Source organism: uncultured Serinicoccus sp. (genome assembly GCF_947487915.1).
Lineage (GTDB): Bacteria > Actinomycetota > Actinomycetes > Actinomycetales > Dermatophilaceae > Ornithinicoccus.
The window spans coordinates 1-16,651 of the sequence record NZ_CANKYH010000016.1; the positions used below are offsets into that span (position 1 = coordinate 1).

13 protein-coding genes are annotated in these 16,651 nt (G+C 73.1%); 7 read left to right on the top strand and 6 right to left on the bottom strand.

Going from position 1 to position 16,651, the window contains the following annotated elements; all coding sequences use genetic code 11:
* Positions 1 to 132 precede the first annotated feature (132 nt).
* The 4 genes from Q0795_RS16490 (at position 133) to Q0795_RS16505 (ending at position 6,823) form a co-directional block, all read left to right on the top strand.
* Complete coding sequence (locus Q0795_RS16490) at positions 133 to 2,280, top strand: NAD(+) synthase (RefSeq protein ID WP_298891567.1); 2,148 nt, start codon at positions 133 to 135, stop codon at positions 2,278 to 2,280.
* 265 nt (positions 2,281 to 2,545) lie between these two features.
* Positions 2,546 to 4,261, top strand: coding sequence for an assimilatory sulfite reductase (NADPH) hemoprotein subunit (gene cysI / locus Q0795_RS16495; RefSeq protein WP_298891568.1), 1,716 nt, complete (start codon positions 2,546 to 2,548; stop codon positions 4,259 to 4,261).
* Positions 4,262 to 4,280: 19 nt separating this feature from the next.
* Entirely contained in the window at positions 4,281 to 5,024 is a 744-nt protein-coding gene (locus tag Q0795_RS16500) for a phosphoadenylyl-sulfate reductase (RefSeq protein WP_298891569.1), read from the top strand.
* Complete coding sequence (locus Q0795_RS16505; RefSeq protein WP_298891571.1) at positions 5,021 to 6,823, top strand: assimilatory sulfite reductase (NADPH) flavoprotein subunit; 1,803 nt, start codon at positions 5,021 to 5,023, stop codon at positions 6,821 to 6,823. The genes Q0795_RS16500 and Q0795_RS16505 overlap by 4 nt, the downstream gene beginning before the upstream one ends.
* A 12-nt stretch (positions 6,824 to 6,835) precedes the next feature.
* On the opposite strand, the gene Q0795_RS16510 is transcribed toward Q0795_RS16505, so the two are convergent.
* The 4 genes from Q0795_RS16510 to Q0795_RS16525 all read right to left on the bottom strand — a co-directional run bounded on the left by Q0795_RS16510 (position 6,836) and on the right by Q0795_RS16525 (position 10,879).
* Positions 6,836 to 7,621 carry a glycerophosphodiester phosphodiesterase gene (locus tag Q0795_RS16510; protein WP_298891573.1) on the bottom strand — a complete coding sequence of 262 codons (786 nt, stop codon included), beginning with the start codon at positions 7,619 to 7,621 and terminating at the stop codon, positions 6,836 to 6,838.
* A gap of 30 nt (positions 7,622 to 7,651) precedes the next feature.
* The gene (locus Q0795_RS16515; RefSeq protein ID WP_298891575.1) at positions 7,652 to 8,470 is read right to left on the bottom strand and encodes an HAD-IIA family hydrolase; all 819 of its coding nucleotides are present in this window, start codon (positions 8,468 to 8,470) and stop codon (positions 7,652 to 7,654) included.
* An 83-nt stretch (positions 8,471 to 8,553) separates the two neighbouring features.
* Entirely contained in the window at positions 8,554 to 9,348 is a 795-nt protein-coding gene (locus Q0795_RS16520) for a spermidine synthase (RefSeq protein ID WP_298891577.1), read from the bottom strand.
* Position 9,349: 1 nt separating this feature from the next.
* Positions 9,350 to 10,879 (bottom strand): UDP-N-acetylglucosamine 1-carboxyvinyltransferase, encoded by a 1,530-nt coding sequence (locus tag Q0795_RS16525; protein ID WP_298891578.1) that lies wholly within the window; start codon positions 10,877 to 10,879, stop codon positions 9,350 to 9,352.
* A gap of 119 nt (positions 10,880 to 10,998) precedes the next feature.
* On the opposite strand from Q0795_RS16525, the gene Q0795_RS16530 reads away from it, so the two are divergent.
* Together Q0795_RS16530 and Q0795_RS16535 are read left to right on the top strand one after the other, a co-directional pair.
* Entirely contained in the window at positions 10,999 to 11,640 is a 642-nt protein-coding gene (locus Q0795_RS16530; protein WP_298891580.1) for a DUF3000 domain-containing protein, read from the top strand.
* Between the two features lies 1 nt (position 11,641).
* Complete coding sequence (locus Q0795_RS16535) at positions 11,642 to 12,904, top strand: ribonuclease D (protein WP_298891582.1); 1,263 nt, start codon at positions 11,642 to 11,644, stop codon at positions 12,902 to 12,904.
* 151 nt (positions 12,905 to 13,055) lie between these two features.
* On the opposite strand, the gene hemE is transcribed toward Q0795_RS16535, so the two are convergent.
* Together hemE and Q0795_RS16545 are read right to left on the bottom strand one after the other, a co-directional pair.
* A complete protein-coding gene (gene hemE, locus Q0795_RS16540) occupies positions 13,056 to 14,123 on the bottom strand; it encodes a uroporphyrinogen decarboxylase (RefSeq protein ID WP_298891584.1) in 1,068 nt (355 codons plus the stop codon).
* Positions 14,120 to 15,064 carry a DUF4349 domain-containing protein gene (locus Q0795_RS16545; protein ID WP_298891586.1) on the bottom strand — a complete coding sequence of 315 codons (945 nt, stop codon included), beginning with the start codon at positions 15,062 to 15,064 and terminating at the stop codon, positions 14,120 to 14,122. The genes hemE and Q0795_RS16545 overlap by 4 nt, the downstream gene beginning before the upstream one ends.
* Before the next feature lie 154 nt (positions 15,065 to 15,218).
* On the opposite strand from Q0795_RS16545, the gene hemG reads away from it, so the two are divergent.
* Positions 15,219 to 16,649 (top strand): protoporphyrinogen oxidase, encoded by a 1,431-nt coding sequence (gene hemG, locus Q0795_RS16550; protein ID WP_298891587.1) that lies wholly within the window; start codon positions 15,219 to 15,221, stop codon positions 16,647 to 16,649.
* Positions 16,650 to 16,651: the final 2 nt, after the last annotated feature.

The following is a 16,651-nucleotide window of genomic DNA, read 5'->3' on the forward strand; positions in this document are numbered from 1 at the left end:
CGCCGCGCATGGTTGCCCTCCACCCCACCGAGCGCCGCGCATGGTTGCCCTCCACCCCACCGAGCGCCGCGCATGGTGGGCCCCGGGCCGGACCGGGCGTCCCGGACCGTTGCCTCCTGACACACTGACCCCGTGGAGTTCTACAGCGCCTACGACCAGGGTTTCGCCCGCATCGCAGCCTGCACCCTGCCGGTTGCGCTCGCCGACCCGGCGACCAACGCCGCGCGCACCGCCGAGGTGGTCCGTGAGTGCCACGACGAGGGGGTGTCCGTCGCGATCTTCCCGGAGCTCGGGCTGACGGGGTATGCCATCGACGACCTGCTCCTGCAGGACGCCGTGCTCGACGCGACGGTCGAGGCGATCTGGGCGGTGGCCGAGGCGACCCGCGAGCTGCTGCCGGTGGTCGTGGTCGGGGCTCCGCTGCGGCACCGCAACCGGCTCTACAACTGCGCGGTCGTCCTGCACCGCGGTGAGGTCCTGGGGGTGGCGCCCAAGTCCTACCTGCCGAACTACCGCGAGTTCTACGAGAAGCGCCACTTCGCCGCCGGCGCCGGCACCGACGGCCAGACGATCCGGCTTCGGCGGCCCGAGGCAACCATCTACGACGCCCGGTCGGGCCAGGGGCAACCATCTGCGACGCCCGGTGGGGCTGAGGGCAACCATCCGCGACGCTCGGTGGGGGACGCCGTCGAGGTGCCGTTCGGGCCCGACCTGCTCTTCCGGGCCACCGACGTGCCGGGCCTGGTGCTGCACGTCGAGGTGTGCGAAGACGTGTGGGTGCCGGTGCCTCCCTCCGCGGAGGCGACCCTGGCCGGCGCGACGGTCGTCGCGAACCTCTCGGGCAGCCCCATCACCGTCGGCCGGTCCGCCGAGCGGCACGCCCTGTGCGCCGTCGCGAGCTCGCGCATGCTGTGCGCGTACGCCTACGCGGCGGCGGGGGAGGGGGAGTCCTCCACCGATCTGTCCTGGGACGGGCAGACGATGGTCCACGAGCTCGGGCGGCTGCTCGTGGAGTCCGAGCGCTTCGCGCAGGGGCCGCACCGCAGCGTCGCCGACGTCGACCTGCTGCGTATCCGCGCCGACCGGGCCCGGCAGGGCAGCTTCGACGACAACGCCCTCGCCCTGGGCGACCGGGTCACCCGCTTCCGCACGGTCGACCTCGTGCTGGACCCCCCGCACACCGACATCGGGCTGCGCCGCACGGTGGACCGCTTCCCCTTCGTCCCGGACGACCCCGCCGACCTGGCGCAGGACTGCTACGAGACGTTCAGCATCCAGGTCACCGCGCTGGCCCAGCGTCTGGCCGCGATCGGCGACCCGAAGGTCGTCATCGGGGTGTCCGGTGGCCTGGACTCCACGCACGCCCTCATCGTCGCTGCCCGCGCCATGGACCGCGCCGGCCGACCGCGCAGCGACATCCTCGCCTTCACCCTGCCTGGCTTCGCGACCAGCGACCACACCAAGGACAACGCGACCGAGCTCGCGACCTCGCTCGGGGTGACCTTCGAGGAGATCGACATCCGGCCCCTGGCCCGGCAGATGCTCGAGGACCTGGGGCACCCGTTCTCCGAGGGCGAGCCGGTCTACGACGTGACCTTCGAGAACGTCCAGGCCGGCCTGCGCACGGACGTCCTCTTCCGGGCCGCCAACCAGCGCGGCGGCATCGTCCTGGGGACCGGCGACCTCTCGGAGCTGGCGCTGGGCTGGTGCACCTACGGCGTGGGTGACCAGATGTCGCACTACACCGTCAACTCGGGATTGGCCAAGACGATGATCCAGCACGTCATCCGCTGGGTGGTCGGCGAGGGGCTCTTCGAGGCCCGCACCGGTGAGGTCCTCACCTCGATCCTCGACACCGAGATCACCCCCGAGCTGGTGCCGGCCGGGGAGGACGGGCAGGTGCAGTCGACGCAGGAGAAGATCGGGCCCTACGAGCTGCAGGACTTCACCCTGCACCACGTCCTGCGTTTCGGTATGCCGCCCAGCCGGGTCGCCTTCCTCGCCTGGCACGCGTGGCGGGACGTCGAGCGCGGCCCGTGGCCCCCCGGGTTCCCGGAGGAGGGGCGCAACGCCTACGACCTGGCGCAGATCCGTCGCTGGCTGGTGCTCTTCGTCGAGCGGTTCTTCGCGTTCAGCCAGTTCAAGCGCTCCGCGCTGCCCAACGGACCCAAGGTGTCCTCGGCCGGCGCCCTGTCGCCGCGCGGTGACTGGCGCGCACCCTCCGACGCCAACGCCCGGGTCTGGCTGGCCGAGCTGGAGGCGCACGTCCCCCAGGGCTGAGTCCCGACCTGCCGCTGCCGACCTCTCCGCCCCCGGCGCCACCCGCCCGGGCCCCGCGGACAGGATCCGTGCAGCCGCACCGGTCGCGGCCGCATACCGTGCGGTCGCCGGGCAGGATCCCCGCAGCCGCACCGGTCGTGGCCACCGGTTTGACGCACCATCCATGCCGTGGAATAAGGTTAGGCATAATTCTTGCTTACCGTTGAGCAGGCACACCGCCGTGGGTGCCTGCTCAACCTTGTGACCGGACGGAAAGCCGCACCAGATGCCGAAGAGCCAGCAGGACGCCCCGCTGATCGTCGAGGGCCCGCTGTCCGACAACGAACGCCTCAAGCGGGAGAGCAACTACCTGCGCGGGACGATCGCCGCGGACCTGAAGGACCAGATCACCGGCGGCTTCAGCCCGGACAACTTCCAGCTCATCCGCTTCCACGGGATGTACCAGCAGGACGACCGGGACATCCGTGCCGAGCGTGCTCAGCAGAAGCTCGAGCCCCTCATCAACGTCATGCTCCGGGCCCGTGTCCCCGGTGGCGTCATGACGCCCGAGCAGTGGCTGGCCGTGGAGGACTGGGCCGAACAGCACACGCTCTACGGCTCGGTCCGGCTGACGACCCGCCAGACCTTCCAGTTCCACGGCGTCTTCAAGCCGGACATCAAGGACACCCACCGGGCCATCAACGCGGTGGGCCTGGACTCCATCGCCACGGCCGGTGACGTCAACCGCAACGTCCTCTGCTCGAGCAACCCGCTGGAGTCCGCGCTGCACGCCGAGGTGCACGACTGGTCCCGACGCATCTCCGAGCACCTGCTGCCGCGGACCACGGCCTACTACGAGATCTTCCTGGACGGCGAGAAGGCGCTGAGCACGCAGGAGCCGGTGCTGGGCGAGACCTACCTGCCGCGCAAGTTCAAGACCACCGTGTCGCTGCCGCCGGACAACGAGGTCGACCTGCACGCCAACGACCTCAACTTCCTGGGGATCGTCGAGGACGGCACGCTCGTCGGTTGGAACGTCCTCGTCGGCGGCGGGCTGGCGATGACCCACGGCGACACCGCCACCTACCCGCGGACGGCCGACGACCTCGGCTTCATCCCCCTCGAGCACACCCTCGCGGTGGCCGAGCACGTCGTCACGGTGCAGCGGGACTGGGGCAACCGCACGGACCGCAAGAACGCCAAGACGAAGTACACCCTCGACCGGGTCGGGACGGACGTCTTCCAGGCCGAGGTCGAGCGCCGCGCCGGCATCACCTTCGAGCCCTCCCGGCCCTACACCTTCACCTCCCGCGGCGACCGCTTCGGCTGGGTCAAGGGCACCGACGGCACCTGGCACCTCACCGTCTTCATCCTCAACGGACGCGTCCGCGACGAGCAGGGCCGCCCGATCAAGACCGGGCTGCGCAAGATCGCCGAGGTCCACCGCGGCCACTTCCGGCTCACCGCCAACCAGAACCTCGTCATCGCCGGGGTGCCCACCGCGCAGAAGCGGACGATCGAGCGGATCGCCCGGCAGCACGGCCTCGTCGACGACACCGTCACCCCGCAGCTGCGCAACTCGATGGCCTGCGTCTCCTTCCCGACCTGCCCCCTGGCCATGGCCGAGTCCGAGCGCTTCCTGCCCGGCTTCGTCGCCCAGGTCGAGCAGCTGCTCGTCAAGCACGGCATCCCCGACGACCACCTCGTGCTGCGGGTCTCGGGGTGCCCCAACGGGTGCTCGCGCGCCATGCTCGCCGAGGTGGGCCTGGTGGGCAAGGGCCCGGGGAAGTACAACCTGCACCTCGGTGGCGACCGCATCGGCACCCGGGTCCCGAAGCTCTACCGGGAGAACATCAGCCCCGAGGTCATCCTCGAGGAGCTGGACCACCTCATCGGCGCCTGGGTCTCCGGGCGCGAGGAGGGCGAGGGGTTCGGCGATTTCTTCATCCGCACCGGGGTCGTGGCCAAGGTCACCGTCTCCCGCACCGACTTCCACGCCTGACCAGCCGAGAGGACACACCATGAGCGCTCTCGCCACCCACGACGGCTGCAGCACCCTGCCGTTCTCGTCGCACGACCTGGGGTCGGCGGCGGCCGGCCTCGAGGGGTGCAGCGCCCAGCAGCGGATCGACTGGGCCCTGGAGCACCTCCCAGGCGGGTATGCCGTGACCTCCAGCTTCGGGGTCCAGTCCGCCGTCATGCTGCACCTGGTGACCCGGGTCGTGCCCGACGTGCCGGTGCTGCTCTTCGACACCGGGTACCTCTTCCCGGAGACCTACCGCTTCGTCGACGAGCTCACCGACCGGCTCGGCCTCAACCTGCACGTCTACCGCTCGCCGATGTCCCCCGCCTGGCAGGAGGCGCGCTTCGGGCGGCTCTGGGAGCAGGGCGTCGAGGGCATCACCGAGTACAACCGGATCAACAAGGTCGAGCCGATGCAGCGGGCCATGACCGAGCTCGGGATCGGCACGTGGTTCAGCGGGCTGCGCCGCGAGCAGTCCACCGGTCGCGCCGGGCGCCAGCCGGTGGAGCAGCAGAACGGGCGGGTCAAGGTCCACCCGGTCGTCGACTGGACCGACCGCGACGTGCACCGCTACCTCACCGAGCACGACCTGCCCTACCACCCGCTGTTCCACGAGGGCTACCTCAGCATCGGCGACACCCACACCACGCGCCGGGCCGCGGACGAGCTGGACGCGGAGGGCTCGCGCTTCTTCGGCCTGGTCCGCGAGTGCGGCCTGCACGTGGAGCAGGAGGGCGCATGACGACGACGCCCCAGCTGCTCGCGGGCGCGAGCCCCCTGACGCCGGACCAGCACCAGCGGTTCGCCGAGCTGGCCTCGACGCTCACCCCATTGCAACGGATGTGGGTCAGCGGCTACCTGGCCGGCAGCGCCGAGGGTGCCGACCCGACCGGCCCCGCTGCCGCGGCCTCCGCCGAGGCGGCCACCCTCACCGTGCTCTACGGCTCCCAGACCGGCAACGCCCGGCACGTGGCGGGCGACCTGGCCCAGGCCGCCCGGGACCGCGGGCTGACCGTGTCGCTGGTCGACATGGCCGACTACAAGCCCACCCAGCTGAAGTCCGAGAGGTTCCTCACCGTCGTCGTCTCGACCCACGGCGAGGGCGACCCCCCGGAGAGCGCGGAGAAGCTGCATACCTTCCTCAGCTCCCGCAAGGCCCCCGACCTCTCCGGCGCCCAGGTCACCGTCCTCGGGCTGGGCGACTCCAGCTACGAGTTCTACTGCCAGGCGGCGGTGGACTTCGAGGACCGGCTGCGCGCGCTCGGCGCGACCGTGGTCGCCGAGCGGCTGCTCCTCGACGTGGACTACGAGGACCAGGTGGCCGGCTGGGTCGAGTCCACGCTCGACGTCTTCGAGCCCGAGCTCACCGCCGTCACCCCTGCCGGCGGGACCGTGGTCCAGATGCCCGGTCTCGCGGCGGCGGCACCGACGGCATACTCGCGGCGCAGCCCCTTCCTCGCCGAGATCGGGGAGGTCCAGAAGATCACCGGACGGACGAGCACCAAGGACGTGCGGCACGTCGAGATCTCGCTGGAGGGCTCCGGGCTGACCTACCAGCCGGGGGACTCCCTCGGCGTGTTCTTCCGCAACGACCCCGAGGCCGTCGACGCGGTCCTGACGGTCCTGGAGCTGGACGGGACCCAGGAGGTCACCCTCGGCGAGACCACCAGGACGCTGCGCGACGCCCTGCTCGACGACCTCGAGCTCACCCAGTCCTACCCCGGCTTCGTGCAGAAGTATGCCGAGGCGGCGGGCCTGGCGACGCTGGCCGAGATGGCGCAGGACAAGGCGGCGCTGCGCTCCTTCCTGGAGGAGCGCCAGATCTACGACATCCTGCACGAGCACCCGGCACCGGTCGGCGCGCAGCAGCTCGTCGACGCCCTGCGCAAGATGCAGCCGCGGCTGTACTCCATCGCCTCCAGCCAGCGTGAGGTGGAGGACGAGGTGCACCTCACCGTCGGCGTGCTCGAGTGGGACGGTTTCGGTCGCGCGCACCTGGGCGGGTGCTCGGGCCACGTGCGGCGCTCCGAGGAGGGCGACCGGGTCAAGGTCTACGTCGAGTCCGGTGAGCACTTCCGGCTCCCGCAGGACCCGGCCGTCCCGACGATCATGGTCGGCCCTGGCACCGGGATCGCCCCCTTCCGCGCGTTCCTGCAGGAGCGGGACGCCGCCGGGGCCGAGGGCGACAACTGGCTGTTCTTCGGCAACCCGCACTTCACCCAGGACTTCCTCTACCAGGTCGAGATGCAGGGCTACCTCCGGTCCGGGCTGCTGACCCGCATGGACGTCGCCTTCAGCCGGGACCAGGCCGAGAAGGTCTACGTGCAGGACCGGCTGCGGCAGCACGGGGCCGAGGTCTACGACTGGCTGGAGCGCGGGGCGCACCTCTACGTCTGCGGGGACGCCGACCGGATGGCCAAGGACGTGCACGCCGCCCTCGTCGACATCGTCGCCGAGCACCGGGGCGTGGGCGCCGAGGCCGCCGAGGACTACCTGGGCGGGCTGCGGGACGCCCGGCGCTACCAGCGCGACGTCTACTAGGACGGGTCCGGGTCAGGCGACCCACTGGCCGCGACGGATCAGCACGTCCTTGAGCACGTCGGCGCGGTCGGTCATGATGCCGTCCACGCCGAGGTCGAGCAGGCGCTCCATCTCGGCCGCGTCGTTGATGGTCCAGACGTGCACGAGCTTGCCGATCTCGTGGGCCGCGTCCAGCGTCGTCGGGGTGACGACCTCCAGGCCGTGGTGGTACGGCGGCACCTGCAGGGCGTCGACGGTGCGCAGGGCCCGAGCCGCCACGGTGGCCCGGATGAGCGGCGGCAGCGTCGCGGCGGCCCGGAACGACGCCGTGCTGCGCTGCCCGGCCGAGGTGGCGACCGGTCGGGTCAGGCGCATGACGGCGGCGTCGCGCCGCTGGTCGGAGAAGCTGGTCACGCACACCCGCCCGTGCGCCTGCGTGCGCTCGATGACCTGCACGAGCGGCACGATCGCGCCGGGGGTCTTGATGTCGATGTTGACCCGCACCTCGGGGAAGGACCCGAGCAGGTCCTCCAGGCGGGGTACCGGCTCGCTGCCGGCGATGAGCGCCCGGGACACCTCGCGCCACGAGAGGTCCGGGATGGCGCCGCGCCGGTCGGTGACGCGGTCGAGCGTCTCGTCGTGGAAGGCCACGACGACTCCGTCCCGGGTGGCGTGCACGTCGGTCTCGACGTAGCGGTAGCCCAGGTCCACGGCCGCCTGGAAGGCCGGCATGGAGTTCTCCAGGCCGGTGTCGCCGGCGTCGAACCCGCGATGGGCCATCGCGATGGGGCCGGGGTGGTCCAGGTATGCCGTGCGCACCCTCCGAGGGTATCGGCTGGGCGCGCTCGGTCACACGTCGCTGCGCGGCGCCTCGATCTCGGAGGTCACCGGCTCGCTCGGCACCAGCTCGCCGACGCCGCCCAGCACCTCGTCCGGCCGGAACGGGTAGGACGCGAGGGTGTCCGCGGTGCTGATCCCGGTCAGGACCAGCACGGTGTGCAGGCCGGCCTCCATCCCGGCGATGATGTCGGTGTCCATGCGGTCGCCGATCATGCCGGTGCTCTCGCTGTGCGCGCCGATGGTGCGCAGCGCGGACCGGAACATCATCGGGTTGGGCTTGCCCACGACATACGGCTCCCGTCCCGTCGCCTTCGTCACCAGGGCGCTGATCGCCCCCGTCGCCGGCAGGATGCCGTCGGCGCTGGGCCCGGTCGCGTCCGGGTTGGTGACGATGAAGCGGGCGCCGTCGGCGACGAGCCGCACCGCCGTGGTGATGGCCTCGAAGGAGTACTGCCGGGTCTCGCCGATGACGACGAAGTCGGGGTCCTTCTCGGTCATGGTGAACCCGACCTCGTGCAGGGCCGTGATGATGCCGGCCTGGCCCACGACGTAGGCCGACCCCCCGGGCTTCTGCGTGGCGACGAAGTCGGCGGTCGCCAGGGCGCTGGTCCAGATGCGCTCCTCGGGGACCGGCAGCCCGGCGTGGCGCAGGCGTGCCGAGAGGTCGCGCGCGGTGTAGATGGAGTTGTTGGTGAGGACGAGGTAGGGGGTGTGGGTCACCTCCCAGTGGTCGATGAGCGCCCGGGCGCCCGGCAGCGCATGGTTCTCGTGCACCAGGACGCCGTCCATGTCGGTCAGCCAGGCGTCGATGTCCTCACGATTCCGCATGGTCCCAGCCTAGGGCCGCCAGATGACGGCGAGGTTTCCCCGACCGGCGGGGACCGCGCCCCGGGCTGCTCGTGAGGGCGGGCTCAGCGCAGTCGCAGCGGCCCCGAGTCCGGCGGCGGGGGAGAGGGGTCACCGACCTCGCCGAAGGCCCGGACCCCGCGCTCGGCCGCCGCGACCTCGGCGCTGGGCCGCCAGCGGGTCGGGAAGGGGGCCCGCGCGGCGGCGCGCGTGAGGGTCACGTCGTCCAGCGGCCGGCGGGAGGCCACCAGCACGACGTTGCCGTAGCGCTTGCCCGAGGCCACCTCGCGCAGCACGAGCTGGCCGACGTGCGGCAGGGCGGTGCGCAGGGTGGCTCCGAGCCGGGCCACCCAGCGCAGGCCCGGCAGGTCGGCGGCGTTGACGAGCAGCAGCCCGTCGGCCGCGAGCACCCGGGCCAGCTCCCGGGCGAAGGCCTGCCCGGCCAGCGCACCGGGGACCCGGCCCTCGTCGTAGGCGTCGACCACGACGACGTCGGCCGAGCCGTCCCGCAGCCCCGCGACGCCCTCCTGGCCGGTCTGCGGGCGCACCCGGATCCGGTGGCCCCGGGGCAGCGGCAGCTCGCGGCGCACCAGCTCGGTGAGCGCGGTGTCCGGCTCCAGGACGATCTGCGGCGACCCCGGGTGGGTGCGGTGCACCCAGCGGGCCAGCGTCATACCGGCCCCACCGACGTGCGTGACCGCCAGCGGAGCCGGGTCCGGCCGCAGCGACTCGAGCACCAGGGCGAGGTGCTGGACGTACTCGAAGACGAGCAGCAGCGGGTCGTCGGTGTCGACGTAGGACTGCGGGTGGCCGTCCCGCAGGACGGTCACCCCGCCGCGCTCGTCCCGGACGAGCTCCACCTCAGATGTCGCGGAAGGTCTGGATCCGCGCGCCGAGCGCGTTCAGCCGGGTGGCGAGGTCCTCGTAGCCGCGGTTGATGACGTAGACGTTGCGCAGCACCGAGGTGCCGGGCGCCGCCAGCATCGCCAGCAGGATCACCACGCCCGGGCGCAGGGCCGGCGGGCACATGATCTCGCCGGCGCGCCACCGGGTCGGACCCTCGATCATCACCCGGTGCGGGTCCATGAGGTGGACCTTCGCCCCCAGCGTGGTCAGCTCGGTGAGGTAGATGGCGCGGTTCTCGTAGACCCAGTCGTGGATGAGCGTCGAGCCCTGCGCGCAGGCCGCGATGATCGCGAAGAACGGCAGGTTGTCGATGTTGAGCCCCGGGAAGGGCAGCGGGTGGATCTTGTCCAGCGGCGCCCGCAGCGGCCCCGGGATGGTGGTGAGGTCGACCAGCCGGGTATGCCCGTTCGCGCTGGCGTACTCCTCCGACAGGTCGCACTCGAACCCCATGGTGCCCAGGACGGCCAGCTCGATCTCCATGAACTCGATCGGCACCCGCCGGATGGTGATGGCGCTGCCGGTCACGACGGCCGCCGCCAGCAGGCTCATGGCCTCGATGGGGTCCTCGGAGGGGGCGTACTCGATGTCGGTGTCGATCTCGCCGACCCCGGTCACGGTCAGCGTGGTCGTGCCCAGCCCCTCGATCTGCACCCCGAGCTGCTGCAGGAAGACGCACAGGTCCTGCACCATGTAGTTGGAGCTGGCGTTGCGGATGACCGTCGTGCCCGTGTGCCGGGCGGCGGCCAGGAGGACGTTCTCGGTGACCGTGTCGCCACGCTCGGTGAGCACGATCGGGCGTCCCGGGGAGACCGCCCGGTCGACCGTGGCGTGGTAGCTGCCGGTGGTGGCGGTGACGTCGAGACCGAAGTGCCGCAGCGCGATCATGTGCGGCTCGACGGTGCGGGTACCGAGGTCGCAGCCCCCGGCATACGGCAGCTCGAAGGTGTCGAACTCGTGCATGAGCGGCCCGAGGAACATGATGATGGTCCGGGTGCGGCGCGCCGCCGCCTCATCGATCGCGTCCAGGTCGATCCGCTCCGGCGGGACGATCTCGAGGTCGGAGGAGTCCGGGAGCCAACGGATCTTGAAACCGATGCTGCTCAGCACCTCGGTGATCCGGTTGACCTCCTCGATCCGGGCCAGGTTGCGCAGCGTGGTGCGCCCCTTGTTGAGCAGCGAGGCGCACAGCAGCGCGACGGCGGCGTTCTTGGAGGTGCGCACGTCGATGTCCCCGGACAGCTTGACGCCCCCCTCGATCCGCAGGTTCTGCGGGATGCCCGAGGAGACCTGCACGATCTCGGAGTCCAGCTTCTCGCCGATCCGCGCGATCATCTCCAGGGAGAGGTTCTGCTTGCCCTGCTCGATGCGGGCGACGGCGCTCTGGCTGGTGCTCAGCAGCTCGGCCAGCTCGGCCTGGGTGAGGTCCTTGTGTCGACGGGCGTCGCGGATGAGCCCGCCGATGCGGGAGAGGTAGCTCTCGGTCATGGAATCAACCTTAGATCACATATATGAGATATGGCTGGGTGGATGGGGTGGCGGTGCGCCGGGGATCGTCCGGCGTTGCGCTCCGGGCGAGGGCGGCACCCGGGGCCTACGCTGGGGACGTGGTGAGCCGGATCTCCGACCAGCGGCCGCGGCGTCGAGCCGCGGCGGACCCCGTGACGCCCGACGCCGGCGTCTTCCAACGCGCCCTCGACGGTATCAGGAGCGCCGCCCTGCGACCGGAGATGGTCATCGAGGAGGTGCCCGCCCCCAGCAGGCTGGCCCCGCACGCCGTCGCGCTCTCCGGGGAGGTCGTCCCCTCCAGGCTGGAGGACGAGGACCCGATCGTCACCGGCCGCTTCGTCGTGCTGCACGACCCGGAGGGGCCCGAGCCGTGGGAGGGGACCTGGCGTGCCGTCACCTACGCCAAGGCGCAGATGGAGCCGGAGGTCGGGCACGACCCGCTCGCCGGGCAGGCCGGCTGGTCCTGGCTCACCGACGCCCTCGAGCAGGCCGGGCTCGGCTGGACGGCCGCGGCCGGCACGGTGACCTGCGTGACCTCCGAGAGCTTCGGCGCGCTCGCGGACCGCGAGCCCTCGGTCGAGCTGGAGATCAGGGCCTCCTGGACCCCGGTGCTGACCGACGGCGACGAGGCCCGCGAGATGGCCGCCCACCTCGGCGCGTGGGGTGACCTGCTGTGCACGCTGGCCGGTCTCCCGCCGCTGCCCGAGGGCGTGGTGGCGCTGTCCGGGGTCCGCCGCTGAGATGAGCTCCGACCTCCCCGACGACGACCCCCGCTCGGACTTCCACCGGCTGGAGGCACCGCCCGAAGGAGTGCCGACGGTCGTGGACACCCCCGAGGGCATGGACGACGCCCTCGCCGCCCTGGCCGGCGGTGAGGGTCCGGTCGCGGTCGACGCCGAGCGCGCCTCCGGCTACCGCTACGGGCAGAAGGCCTACCTCGTCCAGCTGCGCCGCGAGGGGGCGGGCACCTGGCTCATCGACCCCGTCCCCTTCGCGGACCTCCGGGCGCTGGACGAGGCGCTGGCCCCCGCGCAGTGGGTGCTGCACGCCGCCACCCAGGACATCCCGTGCCTGGCCGAGCTCGGCCTGCGCCCGCGCTCGCTCTTCGACACCGAGCTGGGGGCCCGGCTGGCCGGCCTTCCGCGGGTGGGGCTGTCGGCGGTCCTCGAGTACTACCTCGGGGTCACCCTGGCCAAGGAGCACTCGGCCGTCGACTGGTCCACCCGGCCGCTGCCCGAGCCGTGGCTGCGCTACGCCGCGCTGGACGTCGAGCTGCTCGTCACCCTGCGCGCGCGGATGGAGCGCGATCTGAGCGAGCAGGGCAAGCTGGAGTGGGCCGAGCAGGAGTTCGCCGCGCTCTGCGACTTCACCGGTCCCCCCGGGGCCGACGAGCCGGACGCGTGGCGGCGGACCACCGGGATCCACCGGCTGCGGAAGCGACGCTCGCTGGCCGCGTTGCGCGAGCTGTGGCTGACCCGCGACGCCATCGCCCGGGAGCGCGACGTCCCCCCGGGCCGGGTCCTGCCCGACGGCACCCTCCTGGACCTCGCGCAGCGGATGCCGGGCCAGGCCTCGGCGCTCGCCTCGGAGCGCAAGGAGAGCTCACGGACCCGGCAGCGGCGGGCCGAGCAGGGCCTGCTGCGCCACCAGCGGGCGTGGCTCGCGGCCATCCGCACCGCCGCCGAGCTCGCCGAGGAGGACCTGCCCGAGCCGGCCCCCCGCGGCGACGCCCCGCCGCCGCCCCGCGCCTGGGCCGACCGGGACCCGGCCGCGGCGGACCGCCTCACCGAGGTGCGCGCCGCCCTGACCGAGCTGTCCGAGCGGCTGGAGATCCCGGTCGAGAACCTCATGACCCCCGACGTCGTCCGTCGGGTGCTCTGGACGCCGCCCGAGGACCCCGCGACCGAGGTGGTGGAGCAGCGCCTCGCCGAGCTCGGTGCGCGCCCCTGGCAGCGTGAGCTGGTGGTGCCGGTGCTCGTCCAGGCGCTGCAGGCGCACCGCTGACGAGACGGGCACGGCATACCCCGCGCTGGGGCGCGTGCCCCGCACCTCGCTCCGAGGGATTCCCACCGGGCGTCGCGAATGGTGGGCTCCGCCCTCACCGGGCGTCGCGAACGGTTGCCTCCGCCCTCACCGGGCGTCGCGAATGGTTGCCTCAGCGGGCGGAGATCTCGTGCACCAGCTCCACGACGCGGGTCAGCACGGTGGGGTCGGTGTCCGGCAGCACCCCGTGCCCCAGGTTGAAGATGTGGCCCGGGGCGGCGCTGCCCTCCTCGACGATCTCGCGGACCCGCGCCTCCAACGCCTCCCAGGGGGCGAAGAGCAACGCGGGGTCGAGGTTGCCCTGGACGGCGTACCGGCCACCGGTCCGCTCCACCGCGTCGGTGAGGCTGACGCGGTAGTCGACCCCGATGACGTCGGCGCCGGCGTCCGCCATGGCCGGCAGCAGCTCCCCGGTGCCGACGCCGAAGTGGATGCGCGGGACGCCGAGGTCCGCGACGCCCTCGAGCACGCGGCGGCTGTGCGGCTCGACGTGGCGCCGGTAGTCGGCGCGCGAGAGGTGCCCGGCCCAGGAGTCGAAGAGCTGGACGGCGCTCGCCCCCGCCTGCGCCTGCACCCGCAGGAACGCCCCGGAGATCTGCGCCAGCCGGGCGCACAGGTCGCTCCACAGCTGCGGGTCGCCGTGCATGAGTGCCTTGGTCCGCTCGTGGTTCTTCGACGGACCGCCCTCGACCAGGTAGGACGCCAGCGTGAACGGGGCCCCCGCGAAGCCGATCAACGGGGTGGCGCCGAGCTCGGCCACCAACAACCTGACCGACTCGGCGATGTCGGGCACGTGGTCGGGGGTCAGCTCGGGCAGCCGGTCGAGGTCGGCGCGGGTGCGGATCGGCTCGGCGATGACCGGCCCGGTGCCGGCGACGATGTCGACGTCCACCCCCACGGCCTGCAGCGGGACGACGATGTCGCTGAAGAAGATCGCGGCGTCGACCCCGTGCCGGCGCACCGGCTGCAGGGTGATCTCGGTGACCAGCTCGGGGGTGCGGCAGGACGTCAGCATGGCGACGTCCTTGCGGACCTCGCGGTACTCCGGCAGCGAGCGCCCGGCCTGCCGCATGAACCACACGGGGGTGTGCGGCACGGGCTGGCGGCGGGCCGACCGCACCAGGGTGCTGTCGGCCAGGTCGGGGGTGGGATCGAGCGTCGGCGAGGCGGCGGAGGTCACTCCTGCAGTGTCCCACGCCCGGTCGTGCCCGCCTGCGTGCGCCGGCGGCGCAGCCACCACAGGGCCGGCAGGGCCACCAGCGCCACGACGACGGCGAAGGGCAGCAGCGTGCCGACGAGGGTCAGGACCATCGTCACCGACGTGGTGAAGGCCTGCCACCCCTGGCCCAGGCCGCCGACGAAGCCGGTGCGGGGAGCCACCTCCTCGAGGTCCTCGGTCCGCTCGGCCAGGTGCAGGGTGATGGTCGAGAGCGCCACGTCGTCCTCGAGCACCTGCATCCGTGCCTTGAGCGCATCGAGCTCGGCCTCACGGGTGGTGAGCTCGCCCTCCAGCTCGGCGATGTCCTGGAGCGAGGAGGCCTCGGCCACGAGCTCGCGCAGCCGCTCCGCTCCGGCCTCCATGGTGGCGATCCTGGCCTCGACGTCGCGGTACTCGGTCGTGACGTCCTCGGCGCTGCTGCGGCTCGCCCGGACCTCACCGAGCTCGCCCAGGCTGGTGACGACCGCGTCGAGGTCGTCGGACGGGACCCGCAGGACGATCGAGCCGTAGCCGTCCCCGGACTCCCGGGCCGGCACGACGTCCTCGGAGGAGACGTAACCGCCCGCGCCGGCCGTGGTCGCGCGCGCCCGGGTCACCGCCGCACCCACGTCCTCGACGACCACCTCGAGCTCGACGCTGCGGACCATGAGAGGGGCCTGTGCGTCCGTGGCGACCGTTCCCAGGTCGGCGGCCGTGCCGAGCTGGGCCCCGTCGCCGGCCTGGTCCTCGGCGGCCGCGGAGCCATCGTCCGCAGCGGACGCGTCGCTGGCCTGCGCTCCGCCCGCGGCCCCGGCGTCGGAGGCGTCCATCGCCTGCTCGGAGGTGCCGGTGCTCCCCGAGCCGGTGCACCCGGTGAGCAGGAGCAGCAGCGCGAGCACCGCCGCCGTCAGTCGAGCCGTCATGGGAGTCCTCCTGGTCCGGCGCAGGCGGGTCCTGCGGTCGTGACCTGCGACGGGCCGGCCCGGGAGGCCGTTCCGGGCGCGGCGTCACGGTCCGGACACGATCGGGTCACGGCCCCGCACCCGGGGCCGGTGCCCCGGGTGAGACGCTGGAGGTATGACGTCCACCCTGGTCATCGGCGGCGGCATCAGCGGTCTCGCGGCGGCGTTGGCGCTGCTCACCGAGGACGGGCGCGTGCCGGCCGGGGACGAGGTCACCCTGCTGGAGGGGGCCGACCGGGTGGGCGGCAAGCTGCGCGGCGAGCGGGTCGCGGGGCAGCTGGTGGACACCGGGGCCGAGGCCATGCTCGCGCGGCGGCCGGAAGGGACCGACCTGGTGGCCCGCGCCGGCCTCGGCGACGACCTGGTCCACCCCACCGGGGCCCGTGCGCAGGTGTGGAGCCGCGGGCGGATCCACCTGCTTCCGCCCCGCACCCTCATGGGGGTGCCGGCGGACCCCACCCTGCTCGACGGCCCGCTCACCGGGTCGGAGGTGGACCGTGCACTCGCCGAGGTCGCCCGGCCGGTGGAGGAGGACGACGTCTCCGTCGGGGATCTGGTGGGCGCCCGGCTCGGGTCGGCCGTTACCGAACGGCTGGTGGAGCCGCTGCTGGGCGGGGTCTACGCCGGGCACGCCCGGCTGCTCTCGGCCCGGGCCGCGCTGCCGGCCCTGCTGCGCGCGGCCCAGGACGGGCAGCGGCTGCAGGACGCCGCGAGCCGGCTGCTGCCCGCCGCGACCGACGGCACCCAGTCGGCCGCCGCCGCACCCGTCTTCGCCGGGGTCCGTGGTGGGCTGCACCGCTGGCCGCAGGCGCTGGCCGGCCTGCTGACCGACGCAGGGGTCCGCCTCGAGACCGGGGTGGTCGCGCGCGAGCTGCGGCGCCTGCCCGATGGGGGCTTCGAGGTGGTGACCGGGCCGCGGCCGAGCCCCACGGCATACCGGGCCGACCGGGTGGTGCTGGCCCTGCCGCCCGCCCCCACGGCCCGGCTGCTCGACCCGGTGGCGCCCGCCGCGGCCCGGGGGCTGGGCGCGGTCGAGACGGCCTCCATGGCCGTGCTGACCCTCGCCCTGGACACCGCCGAGCTGGGCGGGCTGGACGGCTCCGGCATCCTCGTGCCGCCCGTGGACGGCCGCACGATCAAGGCGGCGACGTTCAGCGCGACCAAGTGGGCCTGGGTGCACGACCTGGGCCGGGACGCCGGCGGGCAGGGCCGGCACCTCACCTTCCTGCGGGCCTCGATCGGCCGGCACGGGGAGGAGGCCACGCTGCAGCGCCCCGACGGCGAGCTGCTCGACGCGGCGCTCGCCGACCTGGGCGAGGCCCTGGGCCGGCCGCTGCCCGCGCCGGTGGATGCGCACGTGCAGCGCTGGGGCGGGGCGCTGCCGCAGTACGCCGTCGGGCACCTCGACCTCGTCGAGCGGGTGCGCGCCGACGTGGCCAGGGTCCCCGGTCTGGCCGTCTGCGGGGCGACCTACGACGGGGTCGGGATCCCGGCCTGCATCGCCTCGGCCCGCCGTGCGGTGGCCGACCTGCGCCAGGGACAATGAGG

What these genes read in the sequence shown, in the direction of transcription:
- cysI (WP_298891568.1), top strand. Translation starts at nt 2,546, where the DNA reads ATGCCGAAGAGCCAGCAGGACGCCCCGCTGATCGTCGAGGGCCCGCTG.
- Q0795_RS16500 (WP_298891569.1), top strand. Translation starts at nt 4,281, where the DNA reads ATGAGCGCTCTCGCCACCCACGACGGCTGCAGCACCCTGCCGTTCTCG.
- Q0795_RS16505 (WP_298891571.1), top strand. Translation starts at nt 5,021, where the DNA reads ATGACGACGACGCCCCAGCTGCTCGCGGGCGCGAGCCCCCTGACGCCG.
- Q0795_RS16515 (WP_298891575.1), bottom strand. Translation starts at nt 8,470, where the DNA reads ATGCGGAATCGTGAGGACATCGACGCCTGGCTGACCGACATGGACGGC.
- Q0795_RS16525 (WP_298891578.1), bottom strand. Translation starts at nt 10,879, where the DNA reads ATGACCGAGAGCTACCTCTCCCGCATCGGCGGGCTCATCCGCGACGCC.
- Q0795_RS16535 (WP_298891582.1), top strand. Translation starts at nt 11,642, where the DNA reads ATGAGCTCCGACCTCCCCGACGACGACCCCCGCTCGGACTTCCACCGG.
- Q0795_RS16545 (WP_298891586.1), bottom strand. Translation starts at nt 15,064, where the DNA reads ATGACGGCTCGACTGACGGCGGCGGTGCTCGCGCTGCTGCTCCTGCTC.
- hemG (WP_298891587.1), top strand. Translation starts at nt 15,219, where the DNA reads ATGACGTCCACCCTGGTCATCGGCGGCGGCATCAGCGGTCTCGCGGCG.